Below are 23,229 nucleotides of genomic sequence, written 5' to 3'. Positions count from 1 at the left end.
TGGGCGTGACCAAATCGGGACCCCTGGCCGGGGTGCGAGTAATCGAGTTGGGCGGAATCGGGCCGGGCCCGCACGCGGCGATGGTACTCGCCGACCTCGGTGCCGACGTGGTTAGGGTGCGCCGTCCCGGCGGCTTGGCGATGCCGCGCGAGGACCGCGACCTGATGCATCGCGGCAAGCGGATCGTCGACCTCGACGTCAAGAACGAGCCGCGGAAATTGCTCGACCTGGTGGCCAAGGCCGACGTGCTGCTCGACCCGTTCCGCCCCGGCACCTGTGAGCGGCTGGGCATCGGGCCCGACGACTGCGCGGGCGTGAACCCGCGACTGATCTACGCCCGGATAACCGGCTGGGGGCAGGACGGGCCGTTGGCGCTAACCGCCGGGCACGACATCAATTACCTGTCGCAGACCGGCACGCTCGGCTCGATGGGTTATCGCGACCGGCCGCCGCTGCCGCCGATGAACCTCGTCGCCGACTTTGGCGGCGGCTCGATGTTCTTGCTGCTCGGCATCGTCGCCGCGCTCTATGAGCGGGAGCGTTCCGGCCAGGGCCAGGTCATCGACGCCGCGATGGTCGACGGGGTCAGCATCTTGGCGCAGATGCAGTGGACGATGAAGGCCGTCGGCACCCTGTCGGACGAACGCGAGTCGAGCCTTCTCGACGGCGGTGCCCCGTTCTACCGCACATACGAGACCTCCGACGGCAAGTACATGGCGGTCGGCGCGATCGAACCACAGTTCTACGCGCAGCTGCTCGAGGGTTTGGGGCTGTCGGCCGACGAGTTGCCCAATCAGTTGGACCGCGAATCGTTCGGCGAAATGCGCAAAATCTTCGCCGACCGGTTCGCCAGCAAGACCCGCGACGAATGGACGCAGATCTTCGCCGGCACGGACGCGTGCGTGACGCCGGTGTTGACATGGAGCGAGGCGGCCGTCGGCGAGCATCTGCGCGCGCGGTCAACGATCGTGCACGAAAACGGATTTGATCAGGCCGCACCGGCGCCGCGGTTCGCCCGCACCCCTGCGGGCCCAATAGAGCCGGCGCCAACGGACACCACCCCCTTCGACGAGATCGGGTGGTGAATCGGGCGCTCGTCGAATCGGCCGCGAAGCGGTATCCGGCAAACTAAGTTCGAGGGCGTGGCGGTCAGGGCTTCGCGAGAAGTAGTGATCGACGCCGAGCCGGAGGCGATCTTGGACGCGCTGGCCGACCTCGCCGCGGTGCCGTCATGGTCGCCGCTGCACAAAAAAATCGAAGTGCTCGACCGGCATCCGGACGGCCGGCCGTACCACGTGAGGGCCACCATGCGGATCATGGGCATCACCGACACCGAGGTGCTCGAGTACCACTGGGGCCGCTGGTGGATGGTCTGGGACGCGGAGGAGACCTTTCAGCAGCGCGGCCAGCACGTCGAATACAACCTCACCCCCGAGGCGGGAAAGACGCGGGTGCGCTTCGACATCATCCTCGATCTGACCGCGCCGATTCCGCAATTTTTGGTCAAGCGGGCGAAGAAGCTTGTCCTTGACGTGGCGACGGAGGGGCTGCGGCAGCGAGTGATGCGCGGCGCTGACGCTCGATAGTCGCCAGAGGGTTGTATCTGGCCAGCGCGGGCCGACGCGTGAACGGGTTAGCCCGGCGAGCCGGCTCGGCCCGACAGCCGGCGACGCATCGGCTCGCGGCCCGGCGGCTGCGACGGGGGCGGCAGCAGCGGCTTGAATTCGCGGACCGGGGCGGTCGACGCGGACTGTGTGCTCAGCTCGAGTTCCGCACCGGCGTGCCGGATGGTCAGCTTCTTGTCGTCGGGCCCATCGCGCAAGGTGTATGTCACCTGCGTGGGGGACACGTCGACGGTCAGCCGAAAGTTTCGCCAGCGCAACCGAAATCGCAGACGAGATATCTCGTCCGGGAGGTGAGGGTCGAGTGCGAGCACATCCCCGTCGTCGCGCAGGCCACCGAAACCTGCGACGAGCGCCGTCCAGGTTCCGGCAAGGGAGGCCATGTGCAGGCCGTCGCGGGTGTTCTCGTGCAGGTCGTGCAGATCGACCATGGCCGCCTCGTAGGTGTAGTCGTACGCCAACTCGAGGTGCCCGACCTCGGCACACATCACCGCCTGCGTGCAGGAGGACAGCGACGAATCGCGGACCGTTCGCCGCTCGTAATAGTCGACGTTGCGGGCCTTTTCGTCAGGCGTGAAAGCGTGGCTCCGCCAATGCATCGCGAGCAGTAGGTCGGCCTGCTTGCATACCTGTGCGGGGTACAGCCGCACGTAGGGCTCGTGCATTAACAGCGGGTAGGTCGTGTTCTTGGTGAAGTTCCACTCCGCCAACGTGGTGAAGCCTTCGCACTGCGGGTGCACGCCCAGTTCGTGGTCATAAGGGATCCGCGCCGAATCGGCCGCATGGCGCCACGCGGCCATTTCCTCGGTGGTGACGCCCATATCCCACGCCGCCTCGGCATGGCGGTTGCAAGCCTCGGCCGCGGTGCGCAGGTTGTGCGCGGCCATCAGATTGGTGAACACGTTGTCGCGAACGATGGCCGTGTATTCATCGGGACCGGTCACCCCGTCGAGGTGCCAGATGTCGTGCCGGTCATGGTGGCCGAGTGAGTGCCACAGTCGTGCGGTCTCGATCAGCACCTCGAGGCCACATTCGGCCTCGAGCGCCTGATCGCCTGTGACGATGCGATACCGCTCGATGGCCATCGCGATATCGGCGTTGACATGCCACGCCGCGGTGCCGGCCGGCCAATACGCCGAGCATTCCTGGCCGCGGATCGTTCGCCATGGGAAGGCCGCGCCGGCGAGATCCAGCTCCGCCGCCCGCTCCTTGGCCAGGTCCAGCGTCGACGCGCGCCACCGCAGCGCATCGGCGGCGGCATGCGGTGCGGTGTAGGTGAGTACCGGAAGCACAAAACCCTCGGTGTCCCAGAACGCGTGCCCGTCGTACCCGGTACCGGTGAGTCCCTTGCCCGGGATCGCGCGGCGTTCGGCGCGCGCGCTGGCCTGCAGCACGTGGAACAGCCCGAACCGAACCGCCTGCTGGACGTCGGCGTCGCCGTCGACCTCGACATCCGCACTATCCCAGTAATGGTCGAGGTAGTTGCGCTGGCCGTCGATCAGGCCCTGCCATCCGCTGTAGCGCGCGCCGGTGAGCGCCGCGGCGGCCTGGTCGCGCAGCGCGGGGCGGGAGCGCAGGCTGGACCAGCCGTAGGCCAGGTACTTGACGATGCGCAGCTGCTGGCCGGGACGCAGCCCGCAGATGATGGTGGTGCGCGCCCAATCCTCGGCAGCATCGGTTTCGACTTCGACGCGCCCGGGGACCTCGACGTCATGGTCCATCCCGGCGGCCATCACGAGCTTGCTCAGTCGCGTGCGGTGCACCAGCAGAGCGCCCCGCTCGGTGGTTTCGTGCTGCACGGCCTCGAGTGGATTCTGCAGTACCGCAGAAACTCGCGGATCACGCGACGTCTCCGGCTGGTCCTCGTTCGCGACGAGTTCGGATTGCACGGTGACACGGACGAATTCGTCGAGGGCATCGACCGCGTACTCGATCGCGGCCACGCTGCGCTGGGTGAGCGACACCAGGCGGGTCGACCGGACCCTGACCTGCTTGCCGGCCGGCGAGCGCCAGTGTGCATGTCGAGTCAGCGTGCCGGCCCGCATGTCCAGTGCCCGCTCGTGCTCGATGAGTTCGCCGTAGCGGACGTCGAACGGCTCGTCGTCGACCAGAAGCCGCAGGATCTTCCCGTTGGTGACGTCGACAATGGTCTGGCCCGCTTCCGGGTATCCGAACCCGGCCTCGGCGTAGGGCAGCGGCCGGCATTCATAGAAGGAGTTGAGATAGGTGCCGGGCAACGAGTTTGGCTCGCCCTCGTCGAGGTTGCCTCGCAGGCCGATATGTCCATTGGACAGGGCGAACAACGATTCGGACTGAGCCAGTAGGTCCAGATCGAGCCGGGTCTCGCGCAGGTGCCAGGGCTCGACCGGGAAGGCGTCGTGAGAAATCATCGGATTTCCATGCCTCGGCGCAAATGACCCAGTCGGCGGATGGCCTCGTCAAGGGTGTCGTCACGCTTGCAAAAAGTGAAGCGCACCAAATGATTCCATTTGTCGGCGTGCTCCGCGCCCGGGTCGCAGAACGCCGACATAGGAATTGCCGCAACCCCGGTCTTTTCGGGTAGGTCCCAGCAGAACTGGGTGCTGTCGTGGTAGCCCAGTGGGCGTGGATCGGCGCACAGGAAGTATGTGCCGCCGCTGTGGTGGACGCCGAAGCCGAGCGCTGTCAGCGCGCGGGCCAGCCGGTCGCGCCTGGCCTGCAGCGAGTTGCGCAGCTCGGCGACCCACGCCTGTTCAGTGTTCAGCGCGCGGGCGACCGCGGGCTGAAACGGTGCGCCGCCGACATAGCTGAGGAATTGCTTGGCCGCGCGCACACCGATGATGAGTTCCGGTGGGGCACAAGCCCAGCCGATCTTCCATCCGGTGCAGTTGAACATCTTGGCGGCGCTGGAAATCGTGACGGTGCGCTCGGCCATGCCGTCGAACGCGGCCAGCGGCAGATGGCGGCCGCCGTCGAACACCAAGTGCTCGTACACCTCGTCGGTGATCACCAGAAGGTCGTGCTCGACCGCCAGCTCGGCGATCGCCCGCAGTTCGGCCGCACTGAGCACCATGCCCGTCGGGTTGTGCGGCGAGTTGACGATAATCGCCGAGGTGTTTTTGGTGACCGCGCCGCGCAGCGCGTCGACGTCCAGCGCGAAGCCGCGGCCGTCGGGCACCAGCGACACCGCGCGCCGCCGCGCTCCCGCCATTGCGATCACCGGCGCGTAGGAGTCGTAATACGGCTCGATCAGCAACACCTCGGACGCGGGTTCTACGAGCCCGATCACCGCGGCGGCGATGGCCTCCGTGGCGCCGACGGTCACCAGCACCTCGGTGTCGGGGTCGTACTCGGTGCCGTACTTGAGCCGCCGGTCGGCGGCGATGGCCTCGCGCAGCGGTTGGATGCCCGGCCCCGGCGGGTATTGGTTGACGCCTTCGGCGATCGCCTTTTCGGCGGCCTCGAGCATCGCGGACGGCCCGTCCTCGTCGGGAAAGCCCTGGCCCAGGTTCACCGCACCGATGCGAGCGGCCAGCGCGGACATCTCGGCAAACACCGTGGTGGTGTATGGCCGCAGCCGCGCAACCGTCATAGCAGTTCAGCCTAGGTGCTGAGGTTCCTTAGAATAGGAGCGATGCTCCGCGGGTACAGGGTTCCCGGTCACCGCCCGAGCAAGCGGCGGCACCCGAGCGGCATGCCAGCACTCTCCGTCGCGGGCACTGCCCGTCCGTGCGACGTTGCATTTTCCGCGCCAACGACGAATAGGTATCAATGACTGCAACACGAGTACAACCGAATCGCAGCGACATGCGCGACGCCGCGCACATCGTGGGAGCGATGTCCCACGCGTTCACCGCGAAGGTCGTCGGGCAGGAGAATCTGAAGGAGTCGCTGCTCATCGGCCTGCTGGCCGGCGGGCACATCCTGATCGAGAGTGTGCCGGGTCTGGCCAAGACCACCGCGGCCCGGGTGATCGCCGAGTCGATTCGCGGTGGGTTTCAGCGCATCCAGTGCACCCCGGACCTACTGCCCAGCGACATCGTCGGCACTCAGGTGTACGAGGCGGAAACGCACACCTTCGCCACCCAGCTGGGTCCCGTCCACACCAACGTGGTGTTGCTCGACGAGATCAACCGTTCTTCCGCCAAGACCCAGAGTGCGATGCTCGAGGCGATGGAGGAGCGCCAGACCACCATCGCCGGCACGGTGTATCCGATACCCGAGCCGTTCCTGGTGATCGCGACGCAGAACCCGGTCGACCAGGAGGGCACGTATCCGCTGTCGGAGGCTCAGACCGACCGCTTCATGCTCAAGGAGATCCTGCGCTATCCCTCTCCGGAGGAGGAGGTCGAGGTCGTCGCCCGCATCGACGCCGGGGTGTACGACAAGGATCAGCGCAACCGCCCTGTGGTCGGCCTGGAGGACATCCAGCGGCTGCAGGAGATCGTCCGCAACGTGCACATGGACCCGGTGCTGATGCACTACGCCAGCGAACTGGTCGCCGTCACCCGCAGTCCGCAGCAGTACCTGCCGGCGCAGCTGGCCAGGCTCATCGAGTACGGCGCCAGCCCGCGCGCCACCATTGCGTTCTGCAAGTGCGCACGCGCGCTGGCGGTGCTGTCGGGCCGCGACCATGTCATCCCCGACGACCTTCGAAGCCTGGCCCACCGGGTGTTGCGGCACCGGCTGATCCTCGGCTTCGAGGCCGCCACCGCGAAGGTGACATCCGACGATGTGGTCGACGCGGTGCTGCAAGCGGTCAGAGTGCCCTAGGGCCGGTTGTGGGCAAGCACCTCAATCGGGCCAAGACGCACTTCGGCACCAACACTCGCGGGCTACTCAAGGGCGGCCGTTACGCGCTGTTGCACACCCGCACACTCGAATTCGACGAGCTCAGGCCGTACGTGCCCGGAGACGACGTCCGCGACATCGACTGGAAGGCCTCGGCACGCTCGGGCACGGTGCTGATCAAGCGATTCGTGTCCGAAAAGCACCACAAGATCCTGCTTGTCGCCGACGCGGGCCGGAACATGTCGGCGCTGGCGCCCAGCGGGGAGGTCAAACGCGACATCGCCGTCAACGTGATGGGTGCGATCGGGCTGATCACGCTCGGCCGGCTGGACGAGATCGGAATGGTGTACGGGGATTCCCGCGGATCGGCCAACATCCGTGATCGGCGCGGCGAATCCCACATCGAAAGCCTGCTGGACCGGTTCTATCGACACACCCTGTCGAGTCCCGGCGCGAGCGACATCGTCACCCAATTGGCTTACGCCGCAAGCGGACACCGGCGCCGCATGTTGATCATCATCGTCTCCGATGAGCCCGAGGTGGACCGCCGCCTCGACGACGTGCTGCGACAGCTGTCCGGACGCCACGACGTGATGTGGGCGATGGTGTCGGACATGCCTGCGGTCGGCGGGGGCGAGGACGACCTGGATGGCTACGACGTTGCCTCGGGGCGCTTGGTGCTCAACGGCGCCGCGGTCGGCCAGCACGTCATCACCGCCTATCGCCGCGCCGAACGCGCCCGCGCGCAGCGGCTGGACGCTGTCCTGACGGGATATTCGATACCGCATACCAAAATCGGCGCAACCAGCGACATCCGGAACAAGATCATCGAAATGACCGAGGTCTTCAGTCATGCCGGATGATCTGCTGCGCTACCTCGGAGCCCCCGCCGCCTATTCGTCGTGGTGGCTTGTCCTCGGCGCGGCGATGCTGGCCGCCGTCATGGCTTGTGCCGCAGGCGTTTACGTCTGGACGCTGCCGACGGAATCGTTGCGTCGAATCCCACTGATCCGGACGGTGCACGGCCGCCTGATCCGGCGCTGGTTCGCCGGCTCGATCCGCGCCGCCCGCGACGATTACCGAGCCGGCAAGCTGTCCGCGGCGCAGACGGCCGCGGTGATCAGGCGCACGTTGCGTAGCTTTCTCGCGCTGACGACGAACAGCATGGCGCACTTCATGCACGTCGCTGACATGACCGACAGCGACCTGGCTCCGGCGGCTCCGCTGTTCTGCGCGCTCAACGACGCCCAGTTCAACGGGGCGTCGGGCGTTGACGTCGATGGTGTTGGGCGCGACGCCGAGGAGCTGATCCGGTCGTGGAGCTGAGGTGGTGGCCGGTCGTGGTCGCCGGACTGGTTTGTCTGGCGGTCTGCGTCACGTTGGCGGCGCTGCTGCCGATGCCGCAGGTCCGCCGTCGATTGCGGCCGCTGGCGCACGTTGATCGGCTGACCCGGCTGCCCGAATACGCCCGCGTCGTGCGGCTGCAGTTCTGGTCGATGCTGGGGCTCGTCGCGCTGCTGGTCGTCCTGTTCCTGGAGGCGCTGCTGGCGAGTTCGCGGCCGGCCGGGTTTTCGTTCGCGGACTATGACGGCGACGCGGCGCACGCCGAAGACATCATGCTGTGCGTCGGTGAGCCGGTCACCGATCCGGCAACCGCCGGGTTCTTGGACTACTTTGCCGAACGCGTGCCGCATTTCGACACCCAGCGCATCGGCCTGACGTCGCCCAGTCTGCGGGTGGTGCCGCTGACTCGCGACTACCAGTTCGCGGCCGACCAGTTCAGCCGCTACGCGAAGCTCGCCTCGCTGCAACAGAACCTGGACGCGAAGAACCCGATGCCTGCGGTGCAGATGACCGAGCTGCGCGCCGGCATCGAGGATTTCTCTCGACCGCTGCGTTATGTCGACTATGCGCGCAGCGTGGAGGATGTCCTTGCGCTGTGCATGGCCGGTTTCCCCTCCTCCAACGACAAGGCGGCACACCGGCGCTCGCTGATCTACTTGGGTCCGAGCAACATTCGTGACGCTGATGAGCAACGCGGGGCGCTGTTCTCCGATCAGCAGCTTCATGACACGGCTGCGGCGGCTGGTGTCCAGATCAACGTGATCAGCCGATCGGACGCGCGGGCCGCGACCAATCTCGACGCGATCGCCGCCGGCACGGGCGGGCGGTTCGAGACCTACGACGCGGCCGGTGCCGACGATCGGCAGCTGGTCGCGATGCTGGACGGAATCCGCGCCCACCCGCCGGCGGTGGTTGGCGCGGGCGCGACGACGATCACACGACCCGGCGACTACCCGAATGTGCCGCTGGTCGCCGGCGTGTTCGTGGCGGCCTTGTTGTGCGTCGCGCTGGCGGTGGTGCGCCGATGACCTTTGCACCGGTGATTCCTGCGGTGTTTCTGGTTGCCGTTGCCGTGGTGCTCATTGCGATCCGGCTGGTTGCCCTGCGTCGGGCGCTTCGGCCCACCGCTACGGGACGCCGCGCCCGCGTGGTGCTGCGCTGGAGCGGCCTGACCGCCGCGGTGCTGCTGGTGTTGCTCGCTGCGGCGCGTCCCAGCATCCAGAGCGCGGGGCCGTCGTCGGGCCCGGCGGCGACCGCGGCCGGCTCAAACGTCAACGTGTTCTTCGTCGTCGACCGATCGGTGGACTTGCGCGTCCAGGACTTCGGCGACCACAAGTCGCGGATGGCCGGCATCCGCAGCGACATCACCGCGCTGATCGATCAATACCCGCGCGCCCGTTTCGCGGTGATTTCGTTCTCGTCGAGGTCGGCCACCGACTGGCCGCTGTCGGACGACATATGGAGTCTGCGGCCGATGATCGCGGGACTGTCGCCGTACACCTCGATGCAGCCCGACTCGATGTATCAGGTCGACGCCGCCGCGGCCAGCGACACCCTGCGGTACAAGCTGTATCAGGCAGAGCATCAGTACCCACGGTCAGCGAACCTGGTGTTCTACGTCGGTGCGGGAGCCCCAGGCTCACGCGCGCCGCAGGGCAAATTTGACCTCGGCTCGGCGCGGGTGGCCGGCGGAGCGGTGCTCGGCTACGGCACATCCGCGGGCGGCCCCATCCCGCGGGAAATCATCAACGGCGACCTGGTGTACGCCGCCGACGCGCAGACCGGCACCGCGCTGAACTCGGCCATCAATGAACAGGCTTTGCGCGCCATCGCCGGTCAGCTCGGTGTTGGCTACGTTCATCGCGAAGGTGGACAGGGCATCGCTTCGGTGGTCTCCGCCGTCAACGCCGAAAGCAACGGCGCCGCAACCACTCTTGGCGTCGAGCGCACGGAACTCTATTGGGTGTTGACGTTGCCTGCCGCGGTTCTGGTTCTGATCGAGATCTGTCTGACAATTCGCCACTTCCGCCGCAATCGGTTGGCGCGTCGGGACGTGGAATTGTGATGTTGCGACGCGACCCCGGCCCGGTACGTGCGCCGTCGCGGATTCGGTTGCGGCGACGGCTTTTCCTGCTGTCCGCACCGGTTGGCATCGTGGCCCTGGTGTTGGCCTACAAGCTGATGTCCGTGGTCATCGCCGGCAACGCGGCGGCGTCCGACCTCGCTCGCCACAACGTCGACGCGCTGCGTGGCGACGTCGCGGCGATGGGCTTTCTCAACATCGTCGAGCCCGAAAAGGTTTCGTTCTGGCAGGCCAATCTGGCGGCGGTGGACGGCAACCTGGCCGAGGCGGATTCGCGGTTCGCCGACATTTTGTCGCACACCGCCGCTTCGGGGTCGTGCCCGGTGCGGGTCAACCTCGAGCTGGTGCGCGAGAGACAGGGTGATGTCGCCGCCTGGGATCGCAAGTTGGCCGAGGCCGAGCAGCGTTACTTCGCGGCACTGAGGGTGATCAACGACGCGCCCGCCGGTTGCTTTCAGGGCAACAACGATCCCGACAAAGAGCGTCGTGCGGTCCGCAACGACGCCGCCGCGCGGCTGGCGCAGAAGATCAATAATCTGCATCTTCCACCGCCGCCGCTCGCACCGCCGCCCGCGCCCGCGCCCGCTGCGCCGCCTGCACCTCCGCCCGCTGCGCCGCCCGCGGGGGTTGTAGGCCCGGGATCGCCGAGCCTGACCGATGTCGGGGCCGACCGGTTGCCGGGCAGCGGGCCGGTACCCGAGTTGCGTCTCGACCCCGGCGCGGGCAACCCGCTGGACCGGCTGCAGGAGGCGCTGGCGAACTCGGACGCGTCGGGGCAGAGCGGGCCGTGATAGGCGCAGGCGGGCTGTAACGAGCGCAAGCGCCAGCAGCCAACCAACAGGTTGGTTTAGCGCCCTGTTAGGCTGGTTGGGCAGGGAGATACTCTCCGTGAGACGGGCACATCGGTACCGCCCTTCCGACCGACGAACTGGAATCGAAGAGGAACAGTCATGTCCGAAGAAGCCTTCATCTACGAGGCCATCCGCACGCCGCGCGGCAAGCAGAAGAACGGCTCGTTGCACGAGGTCAAGCCGCTTGATTTGGTCGTCGGCCTGGTCGACGAGCTCCGCCGGCGGTTCCCGGATCTGGACGAGAACCTGATCAGCGACTTGATCCTTGGCGTGGTGTCGCCGGTCGGCGACCAGGGCGGCGACATCGCCCGCACAGCCGTGCTGGCCGCGGGCCTGCCCGACACCACCGGCGGGGTGCAGCTCAACCGGTTTTGCGCCTCCGGCCTGGAGGCGGTGAACACCGCGGCGCAGAAGGTGCGCTCGGGCTGGGACGACCTGGTATTGGCCGGCGGCGTCGAGTCGATGTCGCGGGTGCCGATGGGATCCGACGGCGGCGCGTGGGCCACCGACCCCGCCACAAACTATGACGTGTCGTTCGTGCCGCAGGGCATCGGCGCCGACCTGATCGCCACGCTGGAGGGGTTGTCCCGCGAGGACGTCGACGCCTACGCGCTGCGTTCCCAGGAGCGCGCGGCCGCGGCATGGTCGGGCGGCTACTTCGCCAAGTCCGTGGTGCCGGTTAAGGACCAGAACGGGCTGGTAATCCTCGACCACGACGAGCACATGCGGCCCGACACCACGATGGAGGGTTTGGCCAAGCTGAAGCCGGCCTTCGACATGATCGGCTCGATGGGCGGCTTCGACGACGTCGCGCTGCAGAAGTACCACTGGGTCGAGCGGATCAACCACGTCCACACCGGCGGCAACAGCTCGGGCATCGTCGACGGCGCCGCGCTGGTGCTGATCGGTTCTGAAGCTGCCGGCGCATCGCAGGGCCTGACCCCGCGCGCCCGCATCGTGGCGACCGCGACCAGCGGCTCCGAGCCGACGATCATGCTGACCGGTCCGCAGCCGGCGACCCGCAAGGTACTCGACCGGGCCGGCCTGACGCTCGACGACATCGACCTCATCGAGCTCAACGAGGCGTTCGCGTCCGTGGTGCTGAAGTACCAGAAGGACCTCAACGTTCCCGACGAGAAGCTCAACGTCAACGGCGGCGCGATCGCGATGGGCCACCCGCTGGGCGCCACCGGCGCGATGATCCTTGGCACCATGGTCGACGAGCTCGAGCGCCGCAATGCCCGCCGCGCGTTGGTCACCCTGTGCGTCGGCGGTGGCATGGGCGTCGCGACCATCATCGAGCGAGTCTGAGAGTCTGGTCTTTCAAGAAGGGAACCCAATCTCTATGGCCGAGAACACCATTCAGTGGGACAAGGATGCCGACGGCATCGTCACGTTGACGCTGGACGATCCGACGGGGTCGGCCAACGTAATGAACGAGGCGTACATCGAATCGATGGGCAAGGCCGTCGATCGCCTTGTCGCCGAGAAGGATTCGATCACCGGCGTGGTGATCACCAGCGCGAAGAAGACCTTTTTCGCCGGTGGTGACGTGAAAACCATGGTTCAAGCCAAGCCCGAGGACGCGGGCAACGTGTTCGACACCCTCGAGACGGTGAAGAGGCAGCTGCGCACACTGGAGACGCTGGGCAAGCCGGTGGTTGCGGCGATCAACGGCGCGGCACTCGGCGGCGGTCTGGAGATCGCGCTGGCCGCTCATCATCGCATCGCGGCCGACGTCAAGGGCAGCAAGATCGGCTTCCCCGAGGTGACGCTGGGGCTGTTGCCCGGCGCCGGCGGCGTCACCCGCACGGTGCGGATGTTCGGCATCCAGAACGCGGTCGTCAACGTGCTCGCTTCCGGTACCCAGTTCAAGCCCGCGGCGGCCAAGGAGATCGGGCTGGTGGACGAGCTGCTGCCGACGGTCGAGGAGCTGGTGCCGGCCGCCAAGGCGTGGATCAACGCCAACCCGGACGCGCATGTGCAGCCGTGGGATGCCAAGGGCTACAAGATGCCCGGCGGCAGCCCGTCGTCGCCATCGCTGGCCGCGATCCTGCCGTCGTTCCCGGCGAACTTGAAGAAGCAACTCAAGGGCGCGCCGATGCCTGCGCCACGGGCGATCCTGTCGGCGGCGGTCGAGGGCGCCCAGGTGGACTTCGACACCGCGTCGCGGATCGAGAGCCGCTACTTCGCGTCGTTGGTTACCGGCCAGATCGCGAAGAACATGATCCAGGCGTTCTTCTTCGACCTGCAGCACATCAACTCCGGCGGGTCTCGCCCGAACGGGTTCGAGAAGACGACGTTCAAGAAGGTCGCCGTGCTCGGTGCGGGCATGATGGGCGCCGCGATCGCGTACGTGTGCGCCAAGGCCGGCATCGAGGTGGTGCTCAAAGACGTCAGCCTGGACGCGGCCGAGAAGGGCAAGCAGTATTCCGCAAGCCTGGAAGCCAGGGCTCTTTCGAAGGGCCGGACGACCCAAGAGCGATCCGAGGCGTTGCTGTCCCGGATCCACCCGACGGCCGACGCTTCCGACGCGGCCGGCGCCGATCTGGTGATCGAGGCGGTGTTCGAGTCGGTGGACCTGAAGCACAAGGTGTTCGCCGAAATCGAGCCGGTGGTCGCGCCCGACGCGCTGCTGGGATCCAACACCTCGACGCTGCCGATCACCGAACTGGCAACCGGGGTGCAGCGGGTCGAGGACTTCATCGGCCTGCACTTCTTCTCGCCGGTGGACAAGATGCCGCTGCTGGAGATCATCCGCGGCGAAAAGACCTCGGATGCGGCGCTGGCCAAGGCGATCGACTTGGCCATGCAGATCGGCAAGACCCCGATCGTGGTCAACGACAGCCGCGGCTTCTACACCTCCCGAGTGATCGGTACGTTCATCAACGAGGCGATCGCGATGCTCGGCGAGGGTGTGGAGCCGGCGAGCATCGAGCACGCCGGCAATCAGGCCGGCTACCCGGCGCCGCCGCTGCAGCTGTCCGACGAGCTCAATCTCGAGCTGATGCAGAAGATCGCCAAGGCGACGCGGCAGGGCGTCGAGGCAGCGGGCCAGACGTATCACCCGCACCCGGCCGAAGAGGTCGTCAACAAGATGATCGAGCTGGGTCGGCCAAGCAAGTTGAGCGGCAAGGGTTTCTACGAATACGCCGACGGCAAGCGGGTTGGCTTGTGGCCGGGTCTGCGCGACACGTTCAAGGCGGGCGCGTCGCGGCCGCCGCTGCAGGACATGATCGACCGGATGTTGTTCGCCGAGGCGCTGGAGACGCAGAAGTGCCTCGACGAGGGCGTGCTGACTTCGACCGCCGATGCGAACATCGGCTCCATCATGGGGATCGGCTTCCCGCCGTGGACGGGCGGCACCGCGCAGTACATCGTCGGCTACCCGGGCGGCAGGGCGGGCTTCGTCGCGCGCGCCCGGGAGCTGGCGGCCAAGTACGGCGACCGCTTCACCCCGCCGGATTCGCTGCTGTCGTAGTTTTTTGCTAGCCGCTAGCGCACACTCGATTGCCAGGAGCGTCGCCAGGGCTCATCAGCAGGCCGCCGAGATCCGCAGCATCGCCACATCGTGCGGCGACACGGTGCGGGTGATCTCGCCCGTGCCACGTTCCTCGGCTCGGGTCCACAGGTCCCGGACCGTGTAGCAGGACGCGTCGCGCAGTCCGACCGCGGACATGCTCGTTGTGATGGTGGCCGGCTGGGGGTCGGGATTGAACAACGCGACACCGACGCCGCCGTCGGCGAGCGGCTTCGCGAGGATGCGGTTGTCCTGCGGGGACGCTGTTGCCTGGGCGACCAGCGGATCCTGGTCGACGGCGATGACGTCCTTGTTGGTGAGGATGTCGCGGGTCTGCGTTGTCATCGAGCGTACGTCGTTGCCCGCGAGCAGCGGCGCGGCCAGCATCGCCCACAGCGAGAAGTGAACGCGCTGTTCGGCTTCCGTGAGACTGGGCTGCGCGCTCGCGCGCCAGTGGAGCTGAGCGTCGGACAACGCGAGCTTCTGGCGCAGCTTCTGCAGGCGCTCCGGCGTCAAATTGTCCGCTGCCAGCAGTGCCCGGTTCACATCAAGGTGATTGACAAAGAAGTCGCTCCAGGTCAGGCCCACCACCAGCATGTCCGGATCATTGAAGTACCCTGCCCTGCTTCGCTTGGCTGCCGGCGCGGCGGCGGCGAACTCGTCGGGCACACCCAGGTAGCTGCCGGTGAGGAATGAGTCGGAGCTGTCCAGCGGCGGCAATGCATTGCGCCACACCGGAACGAGGTCGGTGGTGTTGCGAGTCATGTCGGCAATGCCGGACCAGTCGTACCTCACGCCGGCGGTGTGATCGTCCGAACTGTTCGGGTTGATGCTGTAGAAGATACGACGACCGCTGGCGCGCAACGCGTTCCGCATCGTAGTAAAGACTTTGACCTGTGTGGCGTGGTTGGCATCGTTACGGCACCAGTCGTATTTCAGGTAGTCGACACCCCACGCCGCAAATGTTCGCGCATCGGTGGCCTCGTGTCCGGCGCTGGCGATGCCGGGGTACTGGCCGCAGCTCTCGTTGTAGGGACTGGCATAAATGCCCAGCAGCATTCCCCGGTCATGTGCGTAGCGGGCAAGCGCGGACATGCCGCCGGGGAATCGCTGCGGGTCTTCTCGCAATTGGCCCTGCGGCCCGCGGGTCGGCGCGGCCCAGCCCGCATCGAGGTTCACATAGCGGTACCCGGCGTCGCGCATTCCGGAATCAACCAGTGCGTCGATGGTCTGCCGGACCGATTCTTCGGTCAGCGCGATGCCGGAGTTCCAGGAGTTCCAGCCCATCGGAGGCATCAGCCGTTGCGGTGCGCCTGATTCACTGGGCGCGCCGCATCCCGTCGTCAGCGCACCGCCCAGGACAGTCAGTGACACGACCGTCGACCAGAGTCGCTGTCCCACCGGCCGAGACTGGCCGACGAATCTGGGTGGGCGCTCCCAACCGACTGCGTATCGCCTGTGACTTGGCTATTACTTGCGCTGAAACAGGTAGTGGCGTACGGGGTTCTTGCCGTTGTGGTCGAGTTGGGGCTCGTCGCCGGCGGACAGCAGATTCCATGCGGGCACGAATCGTCGATTGACCTCAGCCGGATCGATGCCGGGCACACCGTAGGAACCGCCCGGGATGAACGCGACGATCAATAGCCGGGCTTCGGGCGACGCGACCGCGGTGACTTCGCGGACATAGGCGTCGCGATCGTCGTCGCTCATGCCGTGGATGCAGCCGTTGTCGACGATCAACTCGAAACCGGTGCCGACGCCCTGCGTGCTCAGCCGTGTCACGTCCGCTTCGACGAATTTGACGGTTGCATGTCGTGTCGCCGCCTTCGCGCGGGCCTTTTCCAGGGCCTTGGGCACGAAATCCACGCCGGTCACCTGCCATCCGTGCTGCGCCAGGTAGATCGAGTTGTCGCCGGTGCCGCAGCCGAGATCGAGTGCGTTCGACGGCGTCAGCGGAGGTGTATTGCCGTCGCCTTCGACCAGGTTGCGCAGGCTCTTCGGCAATGGATGGCCGTCCCACGGGGTGAAACCCAGCCGGTAGAACAGCCGAAACAACATGTGCCGAGAGGCCATGAGCCCCACGGTAATACTGGGTGGCTACAGCGCGCCGAGGTCCGCCGAAAGCCAGTGCCGCGGCTGGAGCCAGATGGCCACGCTTTGGCCATGCTCGCGACGGGCGAACTCGAGATACGGCTCCACCTTGTCCGGCGGGAGATAGCGCTTGGTCAGCTCGACGAGCTGCTCGTCGGTGCCGGGCTCGATGCGGCTGACGGGACCGTCGACCGCGACGTAGCGGACGGTCGGGTCGACGCGTTCGGCCATCAGCGAGAAGTACCCTGCGGCCTCGATCAGGCGGTGCTTGCGTGAGCCGGCCCCGGTGATCAGCCACGGCGCACCGCCGGGCGTGTACTGGTACCAGATCGGCACGGTCAGGGGGCCGCGGCCGTCGCCGGCATTCACCGACAACGCGGCGGTATGTGGTTCTGCCAGAAACGCTTCGCGCTCGTCTTTCGATAGGGCCATGTCGCCAGGCTAACGGCGGCCACCGACAGTCGAGCTGTACGCAGGGAGCTGACGTCAGCCGGCGCTGACCGACTGAAGTCCGTCGGTTCGTCTATCCACTGGCCATCACGTATCGGATGGGCGGATAGTGAAGCGGAGCCGCCGGAGAAAGGGAACGCGATGGAGAAGATCTCACTCACCGCACTCGCCCGACAGCACCTAGAGGCCGCGCGCAGAGCCAGCAGCGGCCGCAGCGCACACACCGTCTACGGCGGGCACGAGCACACGTTGCGTCAGACCTTGATCGCGCTGTCTGCCGGCAATAGTCAGGACGAGCACGAAAGCCCCGGGGAAGCCACTTTGCAGGTGCTTCATGGCAGGGTCCGGGTGACCAACGCGGAAACCGGCTGGGATGGCGCACCGGGTGACCACATCGTCATCCCCCGGACCAGGCACGGTCTGCACGCGATCGAAGACTCCGTGGTACTGCTGACGGTAGTCAAACCGGTTCGGCTGCAGCCATAGGTCACATGCGCGGGTAGCGGCTGAGGCGTGGCCCTATATCGCCGGGCCGAGCAGGTCGTCGGCGTCCTTGATGACGTAGCCGTAGCCCTGCTCGGCGAGGAACCGCTGCCGGTGTGCGGCGTAGTCCGCATCGAGGCTGTCGCGCGACACCACGGAGTAGAAGAACGCCCCACCGCCTTCTGCCTTCGGCCGCAGCAGCCGGCCGAGCCGCTGTGCCTCCTCCTGGCGTGACCCAAACGTTCCGGAAACCTGAACGGCCAGATTGGCTTCCGGCAGATCGATGGAGAAGTTCGCAACCTTCGACACCACCAGCGTGGGTACCTCGCCGCGGCGGAACGCGTCGAACAGCGCCTCGCGTTCGGACGTCTTCGTCGATCCCTGAATCACCGGCGCGTTCAGCTCCTGACCGAGTTCCTCGAGCTGGTCGAGGTAGGCGCCGATCACCAACGTCTGCGCGTCGTGGTGCTTCTCCAGGATCGACTTGACCACCGCGATCTTGCTGTGCACGGTCGAGCACAGCCGGTAGCGCTCGTCGGGTTCCGCGGTCGCGTAGATCATCCGCTCATTGTCGGTCATCGTCACCCGCACCTCGATGCATTCGGCGGGCGCTATCCAGCCTTGCGCCTCAATATCTTTCCACGGTGCGTCGTAGCGCTTCGGCCCGATGAGTGAGAACACGTCGCCTTCGCGGCCGTCCTCGCGGATCAGCGTCGCGGTCAGCCCGAGTCGACGCCGCGACTGCAGATCGGCGGTCATCCGGAACACCGGCGCGGGCAGCAGGTGCACCTCGTCGTAGATGATCAGTCCCCAGTCGCGACTGTCGAACAGCTCCAGATGCCGGTAGGCGCCTTTGCTGCGACGGGTCATCACCTGATAGGTCGCGATCGTGACGGGCCGGACTTCTTTTCGCTCGCCGGAGTATTCGCCGATCTCCTCCTCGGTCAGCGACGTCCGGTTCAGCAGTTCACGCTTCCACTGCCGGCCGGCTACGGTATTGGTGACGAGGATCAGTGTGGTGGCGCTGGCCTTCGCCATCGCGGCGGCTCCGACCAACGTCTTACCCGCGCCGCACGGCAACACCACGACCCCCGAGCCGCCCTGCCAAAACGACTCGGTCGCCATCTGTTGATAGTCGCGCAGATGCCAGCCGTTCTGGCGCAGCGCGATCGGATGCGCCTCGCCGTCGACGTAGCCGGCGAGATCCTCTGCGGGCCAACCAATTTTGAGCAGCATTTGCTTGATGCGGCCCCGCTCGCTTGGATGCACGACGACCGTGTCGTCGTCGATGCGCGTACCCAGCATTGGCGTGATCTTGTTGTTGCGCAGCACCTCCTCGAGCACTGCACGGTCAACGCTGACCAGCGTCAATCCATGCGCGGGATTCTTGACCAGCTGCAGCCGCCCATAGCGGGCCATCGTGTCGACGATGTCAACCAGCAGCGCCTGCGGCACCGCGTAACGCGAAAAACTGACCAGTGCGTCGACCACCTGCTCGGCGTCGTGTCCGGCGGCGCGGGCGTTCCACAGCGCCAACGGTGTGATCCGGTAGGTGTGCACATGCTCGGGCGCGCGCTCAAGCTCCGCGAACGGGGCGATCGCGGCCCGCGCATCGCCGGCAAGTTCGTGCTCAACTTCTAGCAGCACGGTCTTGTCGGACTGAACGATCAGCGGTCCATCGGGCATCCGACCATTATCCCGGGACTAGTCACCGTCGACCGGGACCACCGACGTGACGCGATGAATGGCAAAGTCACGCACTCGGCCGGACGCCGGATCGAACGCGATCAGTTGGCCGCCGCGCACGCTGACCGGCGCTACAACCCGCTGGCTGGCCACGCCGGCCGCATCGACGTAGCCGATCACCACGTTCGTCTGCTCTTGGGCTGCCCGCTGTAGCAGCAAAACCGCCGTCGCGACGTCGACGCGCATGCTGTGGGGCGTGGCGGGCATCTTGCGCAGCACCGCGACGATGGCCTGCAGGTTCTGACTGCTTGGTGCGGGCGCCGGCCGATGGGTGCGCCGCTGTGGCGGCGTGGCGACCCGTGCGCCCCGCGCTCTCAGGTCGACGATCGCGCCGGAGGAGTCCTCGGCCGCGGGGGCAAAGCCGGCATCACGCAGGCGGGCGAGCACATCGCCGATCGGCGCCTGTGACACCGCGACCGTTGGCGCCAGCAGTCGCATCTCCAAGTCGGCGGCCGCCGAGGCCGCGACGACCTGCGCCAGCAGCGCCGGATCGTCGCACCGGACGAACGAGCTGGCCACTCCGACCCGCAGCTGGCCGTGCCGGCGTGCGACGTCGTCGATGAGATACGTCAAGCCCTGGGGCACCGGGGTTTTGGAGTGCTTCCTAAAGAACTCGTGCAATGCGCTGGCGGTGCGCCCGGTATCCAGCGCCCGCCGGATTGACTGCTCGCTGAGCCGGTACACCATTGCCGCGCCTGCGGACTCGACGACGGCCACCTCGGCGAGCTCGTCGGCGAGCTCGCGGTTCAGCGGCCCGGGCGCCACGACGGTCAGATCGGCCTGCACCAAGAAGTGGTCGATCGGCTCGGGCAGCACCCGGGTCATCGCGTTGGCGGCGTCGTCTGGATCGCCGGCCAGCAGCGCTCTCGCCGGCGTGGTGAGCGCTCCGCGGCCCACAAGGCCCAATGCGGTCGCCTCACTTAGTAAGTCGCCGACGGGCTCGGGCTGCAGCCGCATGGCCCACCGCGGCCGACGCCACAGCAGCATCCGCGACGCCTCGGCGGCGTCGACCCCCGCGCCCGGCGGCAGTTCAGACAGGAGGTCAAGGAGCAACCGACGGTCCAGCGGTGCGGCGGTGGAGAACAGCGAATCCGATAGTGCCGCATACGGTTTGCCGTCCGGGCTGCGCCGGCCGATCAGTCCCGGCCGCGCCTCGAGGTCCAGCCACGTGGTGGCTAGCAGCCGCCATCTGACCGCGGCGGACAGTTCGCTGAATCGGTCGGCCTGCACGGTCGGCGCCCAGTACGCGCCGTCGCTGTCGGGCGGTTCAGGATCCGGCATCCCGGCGGCGATCAGTCCGGCGGCTACGGCGAGCTCCAGGATCAGGCCGAGCCACCGCTCGTCGATGCCGGTCAGCTTGGTCAGCCGCTTGACTTCGCGCACGCCCAGGCCGCCGCTGCGCAGCTCGGGAACCGGTGCAGAACCCAGTGTTTCGAGTATCAGGTCGACTTCGCGGAGCAGGTCGATCACGGCGCCCGCGGCGGCGCCGTCGCTGTCGGCGACGGTGGTCGTCGTCAGCGAGGGTTCGGGTGCGACGAGGCTTGTCGGCCCCGGCTGCTCACCCCGCAACACCTGACCGACCAGGCGAGGAAGGATCACCGTCTCGGCATCGATCTGGCGCAGCAGCCCGGCGGCAAGCAGCCGCTGCACCGGCCGGTCCGCCGGAGTGCCGGGCGCGGCGTCGCGGGTGCGGCCCAGCGGCGATCCGTTGACAAGCCGGTCCAGGAGACGTCGTTGCGCGTCATCAAGGCCGTCAAGGCGAGCGGCGATCTCGGCGGCGCTGCGCGCGGTATCTTCCAGGATCACCTGACCGGGCTGCCACGGCAGACCGGCGGAGGCCTCGGCGACCACTCGTACGGCGCTGTCACCCCACACCAGGGCGCGCTCGCGCAGTTGGTCGAGTGCGGCTGTCACCATCGCTTCCGGCGCCCGGTCGCCGATCAGCGACACCAGCTTGGTCACCTGTGCCGCTGCCGAGTCGGCATGCAGCACCAGCAGCGCGTCAATGACCGCCAAGGCCAGAAAGTCCAGCTCGTCGGCGGCGGCCTTGACCGATTGCCTGGCCTGCGCGCGCGCGGCCAACGCGGCGATGCTGCCTGGCGGTGGCTGGCTAAGGTCCGGCCGCAGTTCCAGCAGGCGGACCAGCCGCTCGTCTGGCAGATCGGCCAGCCAGGCGCCCAGCGGGACGACAGCTGCTGGTTCCCGGGTCGCTTCGCTGCTGCCCTCCGCGGTGTGTTCGGTCATTGCTGACCAGCGTAAAGCAGCGAACCGGTGGCGCGATCTGGCGCGACAGCTGTCAGAATAGGTGCGTGGCTGACAACGCTGACACCAAACCGCAAAAGAGCCGATACGTCGACAACGGCTGGCCCGCACACGGCGAGGACGACCATCCGATCAGCGAATTGGCGGCCGATCGCACCGGGGCGCTGTCACCGTTCGGTGAGCTGGCGTTCCCGCTGCCCACCGACGAGCTTCCATACGTCCATCCCGTCACGGTGGTCAACAAGTAGTGGTGAGTGGACCATCTGGCCGGCTGTCGCACCTCGACGAGCGAGGCGCCGCGCACATGGTCGACGTCACCGCGAAGGCCGTGACCAAGCGCACCGCAGTCGCGGCCGGAACATTGCAGACCACCGACGAAGTGATCTCGTTGATCGCATCGGGGGGGCTGCCCAAGGGTGACGCATTGGCGACCGCCCGGGTGGCGGCAATCCTCGCCGCCAAACGCACCAGCGAGCTGATCCCGCTGTGTCATCACCTGGCGCTGACCGGAGTAGACGTCGATTTCGAGGTGGGCGAGTCCGACGTCGGGATCACCGCGACCGTGCGCACCACCGACCGCACCGGCGTCGAAATGGAAGCGCTCACCGCCGTCAGCGTCGCCGCGCTGACGCTCTACGACATGATCAAGGCCGTCGACCCGGCGGCGCGCATCGATGACATCCGGGTGCTGCGCAAGGACGGCGGACGCAGCGGCACGTGGACCCGCTGAGCCGAACCGGCCGTGTCATCGTCGCATCCACCCGCGCCGCCGGCGGGCGGTACGAAGACCGCTGCGGTCCGCTGATCGTCGACTGGCTGACCCACCTCGGCTTCGCCGTGCCCGAACCCGTGGTGGTGCCCGACGGTGACCCGGTCGGCGAAGCATTGCGGTCCGCTATCGCCGAAAGCACCGACGTAGTGATCACTTCCGGCGGCACCGGCATCTCGCCGACGGATGCCACACCCGAGCAGACCGCCGCGGTGCTGGACTTCCAGATCCCCGGCCTTGCCGACGCGATCCGGCTCTCCGGTCTGCCGCACGTACCGACGGCGATCCTGTCGCGTGGGGTGTGCGGAGTGGCCGGGCGGACACTGGTCGTCAACCTGCCCGGCTCGCCCGGCGGCGTGCGCGACGGGCTTACGGTGCTGCAGGAAGTGCTCAATCACGCCCTGGACCAACTCGTCGGCAAGGACCACCCATGATGACTGTGGTGCTGCGCGCCGAAATCACCGAGGCGCCGATCGCCCTCGCCGAGCACGAGGCCCTGGTGGCACACCACGCCGCGGGCGCCGTGGTCGGATTCGCCGGTGTGATCCGCGACCACGACGACGGGCGGTCGGTGGTCCGCCTGGAGTACTCCGCGCACCCATCCGCGCCGAGCGCGTTGGCCGAGGTGCTCAACGAGGTCGCCGAGCACGCCGACGGGGTCCGCGCGGTGGCGGCGAGTCACCGGATCGGAACGCTCGCGGTCGGCGACGCCGCGTTGGTTGTCGCCGTGGCCGCCGACCACCGGCGGGCGGCCTTCGAAACGTGCGCGCGACTCGTCGACGCAATCAAGGCGCGGCTACCCGTGTGGAAACACCAGTTCTTCGCCGACGGAACCGGCGAATGGGTGAACTCGGCCTGACGGATCAGGCCGTCGGCTGCTGGGGCAGTTTCAGCAGCGAGTCGTTCATGTTGATGTCCTGACTCTGAACCGCGGTCCAGAGCTGCTTCAGGTAGTCCAGGTTGCGGGCCTGCTCCGGCAGCTGGCCGAGATCCGGCGGGCCCCCGTTCGGGCTGGCCAGATTCGGCAGGCCGCCCGGAGGCGCGGGCAGGTCAGTGGCCAACTGGTTGGCGGCATCATAGAGCGGCGGCGGCACGTTGACACTGTTCAGCGCGGCCATCGGGTCCGCCGCCGGGGCCGGCGCAGGTGCGGAGGCGGGCGCAGGCGCGGAGGCCGGCGCAGGTGCGGAAGCCGGCGCAGGTGCGGAGGCCGGCGCCGGCGGCGGCAATGCCGGGTCGGC

Annotated in this window: 22 protein-coding genes and 1 pseudogene; 15 read left to right on the top strand and 8 right to left on the bottom strand. The window is 67.3% G+C overall.

Annotated elements, in window-relative coordinates; translation table 11 throughout:
* Positions 1 to 5 precede the first annotated feature (5 nt).
* Positions 6 to 1,085: a CaiB/BaiF CoA-transferase family protein gene (locus VE759_RS21505; RefSeq protein WP_324936207.1), complete on the top strand. Its 1,080-nt coding sequence runs from the start codon at positions 6 to 8 to the stop codon at positions 1,083 to 1,085.
* Between the two features lie 57 nt (positions 1,086 to 1,142).
* Entirely contained in the window at positions 1,143 to 1,586 is a 444-nt protein-coding gene (locus tag VE759_RS21500) for an SRPBCC family protein (RefSeq protein ID WP_324936204.1), read from the top strand.
* A gap of 47 nt (positions 1,587 to 1,633) precedes the next feature.
* On the opposite strand, the gene VE759_RS21495 is transcribed toward VE759_RS21500, so the two are convergent.
* Together VE759_RS21495 and VE759_RS21490 are read right to left on the bottom strand one after the other, a co-directional pair.
* Entirely contained in the window at positions 1,634 to 4,012 is a 2,379-nt protein-coding gene (locus tag VE759_RS21495; RefSeq protein WP_324936202.1) for a glycoside hydrolase family 65 protein, read from the bottom strand.
* Complete coding sequence (locus VE759_RS21490) at positions 4,009 to 5,193, bottom strand: pyridoxal phosphate-dependent aminotransferase (protein ID WP_324936200.1); 1,185 nt, start codon at positions 5,191 to 5,193, stop codon at positions 4,009 to 4,011. The genes VE759_RS21495 and VE759_RS21490 overlap by 4 nt, the downstream gene beginning before the upstream one ends.
* A 179-nt stretch (positions 5,194 to 5,372) precedes the next feature.
* On the opposite strand from VE759_RS21490, the gene VE759_RS21485 reads away from it, so the two are divergent.
* The 8 genes from VE759_RS21485 (at position 5,373) to VE759_RS21450 (ending at position 14,151) form a co-directional block, all read left to right on the top strand.
* A complete protein-coding gene (locus tag VE759_RS21485) occupies positions 5,373 to 6,374 on the top strand; it encodes a MoxR family ATPase (protein WP_324936199.1) in 1,002 nt (333 codons plus the stop codon).
* Between the two features lie 8 nt (positions 6,375 to 6,382).
* Positions 6,383 to 7,255 (top strand): DUF58 domain-containing protein, encoded by an 873-nt coding sequence (locus tag VE759_RS21480; RefSeq protein WP_324936197.1) that lies wholly within the window; start codon positions 6,383 to 6,385, stop codon positions 7,253 to 7,255.
* A complete protein-coding gene (locus tag VE759_RS21475; RefSeq protein ID WP_324936196.1) occupies positions 7,245 to 7,718 on the top strand; it encodes a hypothetical protein in 474 nt (157 codons plus the stop codon). Before VE759_RS21480 ends, VE759_RS21475 begins: the two co-directional genes overlap by 11 nt.
* A complete protein-coding gene (locus VE759_RS21470; protein WP_324936194.1) occupies positions 7,709 to 8,764 on the top strand; it encodes a hypothetical protein in 1,056 nt (351 codons plus the stop codon). Before VE759_RS21475 ends, VE759_RS21470 begins: the two co-directional genes overlap by 10 nt.
* Positions 8,761 to 9,801: a VWA domain-containing protein gene (locus VE759_RS21465; RefSeq protein WP_324936192.1), complete on the top strand. Its 1,041-nt coding sequence runs from the start codon at positions 8,761 to 8,763 to the stop codon at positions 9,799 to 9,801. The genes VE759_RS21470 and VE759_RS21465 overlap by 4 nt, the downstream gene beginning before the upstream one ends.
* Positions 9,801 to 10,610 (top strand): hypothetical protein, encoded by an 810-nt coding sequence (locus VE759_RS21460; protein WP_324936190.1) that lies wholly within the window; start codon positions 9,801 to 9,803, stop codon positions 10,608 to 10,610. The genes VE759_RS21465 and VE759_RS21460 overlap by 1 nt, the downstream gene beginning before the upstream one ends.
* Positions 10,611 to 10,769: 159 nt before the next feature.
* Positions 10,770 to 11,981, top strand: a complete 1,212-nt coding sequence (locus VE759_RS21455) for an acetyl-CoA C-acetyltransferase (RefSeq protein WP_324936188.1) — start codon at positions 10,770 to 10,772, stop codon at positions 11,979 to 11,981.
* 34 nt (positions 11,982 to 12,015) lie between these two features.
* Complete coding sequence (locus tag VE759_RS21450) at positions 12,016 to 14,151, top strand: 3-hydroxyacyl-CoA dehydrogenase NAD-binding domain-containing protein (protein ID WP_324936186.1); 2,136 nt, start codon at positions 12,016 to 12,018, stop codon at positions 14,149 to 14,151.
* A gap of 54 nt (positions 14,152 to 14,205) precedes the next feature.
* Here VE759_RS21450 and VE759_RS21445 read toward each other — a convergent pair whose 3' ends face one another.
* The 3 genes from VE759_RS21445 to VE759_RS21435 form a co-directional block, all read right to left on the bottom strand.
* A complete protein-coding gene (locus VE759_RS21445) occupies positions 14,206 to 15,591 on the bottom strand; it encodes a glycoside hydrolase family 27 protein (RefSeq protein ID WP_324936184.1) in 1,386 nt (461 codons plus the stop codon).
* Positions 15,592 to 15,660: 69 nt separating this feature from the next.
* Entirely contained in the window at positions 15,661 to 16,263 is a 603-nt protein-coding gene (locus VE759_RS21440) for a class I SAM-dependent methyltransferase (RefSeq protein ID WP_324936183.1), read from the bottom strand.
* A 24-nt stretch (positions 16,264 to 16,287) separates the two neighbouring features.
* The gene (locus VE759_RS21435; protein WP_324936181.1) at positions 16,288 to 16,713 is read right to left on the bottom strand and encodes a pyridoxamine 5'-phosphate oxidase family protein; all 426 of its coding nucleotides are present in this window, start codon (positions 16,711 to 16,713) and stop codon (positions 16,288 to 16,290) included.
* A gap of 159 nt (positions 16,714 to 16,872) precedes the next feature.
* Between VE759_RS21435 and VE759_RS21430 the strand changes: the two genes are divergently transcribed.
* Positions 16,873 to 17,217 carry a cupin domain-containing protein gene (locus VE759_RS21430; RefSeq protein WP_324936179.1) on the top strand — a complete coding sequence of 115 codons (345 nt, stop codon included), beginning with the start codon at positions 16,873 to 16,875 and terminating at the stop codon, positions 17,215 to 17,217.
* Positions 17,218 to 17,250: 33 nt separating this feature from the next.
* Here the strand turns inward: VE759_RS21430 and VE759_RS21425 are convergent, their stop codons facing one another.
* Complete coding sequence (locus VE759_RS21425) at positions 17,251 to 18,900, bottom strand: DNA repair helicase XPB (protein ID WP_324936177.1); 1,650 nt, start codon at positions 18,898 to 18,900, stop codon at positions 17,251 to 17,253.
* 18 nt (positions 18,901 to 18,918) lie between these two features.
* Complete coding sequence (locus VE759_RS21420) at positions 18,919 to 21,204, bottom strand: helicase-associated domain-containing protein (protein ID WP_324936175.1); 2,286 nt, start codon at positions 21,202 to 21,204, stop codon at positions 18,919 to 18,921.
* 65 nt (positions 21,205 to 21,269) lie between these two features.
* On the opposite strand from VE759_RS21420, the gene VE759_RS21415 reads away from it, so the two are divergent.
* From VE759_RS21415 to VE759_RS21400, 4 genes are read left to right on the top strand one after another with little or no spacing between them, the layout of a single operon-like run.
* The gene (locus tag VE759_RS21415; protein ID WP_324936174.1) at positions 21,270 to 21,470 is read left to right on the top strand and encodes a hypothetical protein; all 201 of its coding nucleotides are present in this window, start codon (positions 21,270 to 21,272) and stop codon (positions 21,468 to 21,470) included.
* Positions 21,470 to 21,952 (top strand): cyclic pyranopterin monophosphate synthase MoaC, encoded by a 483-nt coding sequence (gene moaC / locus VE759_RS21410; RefSeq protein WP_414687975.1) that lies wholly within the window; start codon positions 21,470 to 21,472, stop codon positions 21,950 to 21,952. The genes VE759_RS21415 and moaC overlap by 1 nt, the downstream gene beginning before the upstream one ends.
* Positions 21,949 to 22,425, top strand: a complete 477-nt coding sequence (locus tag VE759_RS21405; protein ID WP_324936238.1) for a MogA/MoaB family molybdenum cofactor biosynthesis protein — start codon at positions 21,949 to 21,951, stop codon at positions 22,423 to 22,425. Before moaC ends, VE759_RS21405 begins: the two co-directional genes overlap by 4 nt.
* Entirely contained in the window at positions 22,425 to 22,850 is a 426-nt protein-coding gene (locus tag VE759_RS21400) for a molybdenum cofactor biosynthesis protein MoaE (protein WP_324936236.1), read from the top strand. The genes VE759_RS21405 and VE759_RS21400 overlap by 1 nt, the downstream gene beginning before the upstream one ends.
* 4 nt (positions 22,851 to 22,854) lie before the next feature.
* On the opposite strand, the pseudogene VE759_RS21395 reads toward VE759_RS21400, so the two are convergent.
* Positions 22,855 to 23,229, bottom strand: a pseudogene (locus VE759_RS21395) (transglycosylase); the annotation flags it as partial.

The organism is Mycobacterium sp. (genome assembly GCF_035640695.1).
Classification (GTDB): domain Bacteria; phylum Actinomycetota; class Actinomycetes; order Mycobacteriales; family Mycobacteriaceae; genus Mycobacterium.
Note: the sequence above shows the minus strand (reverse complement) of the source record. Positions and strands in the feature narration are given on the sequence as shown.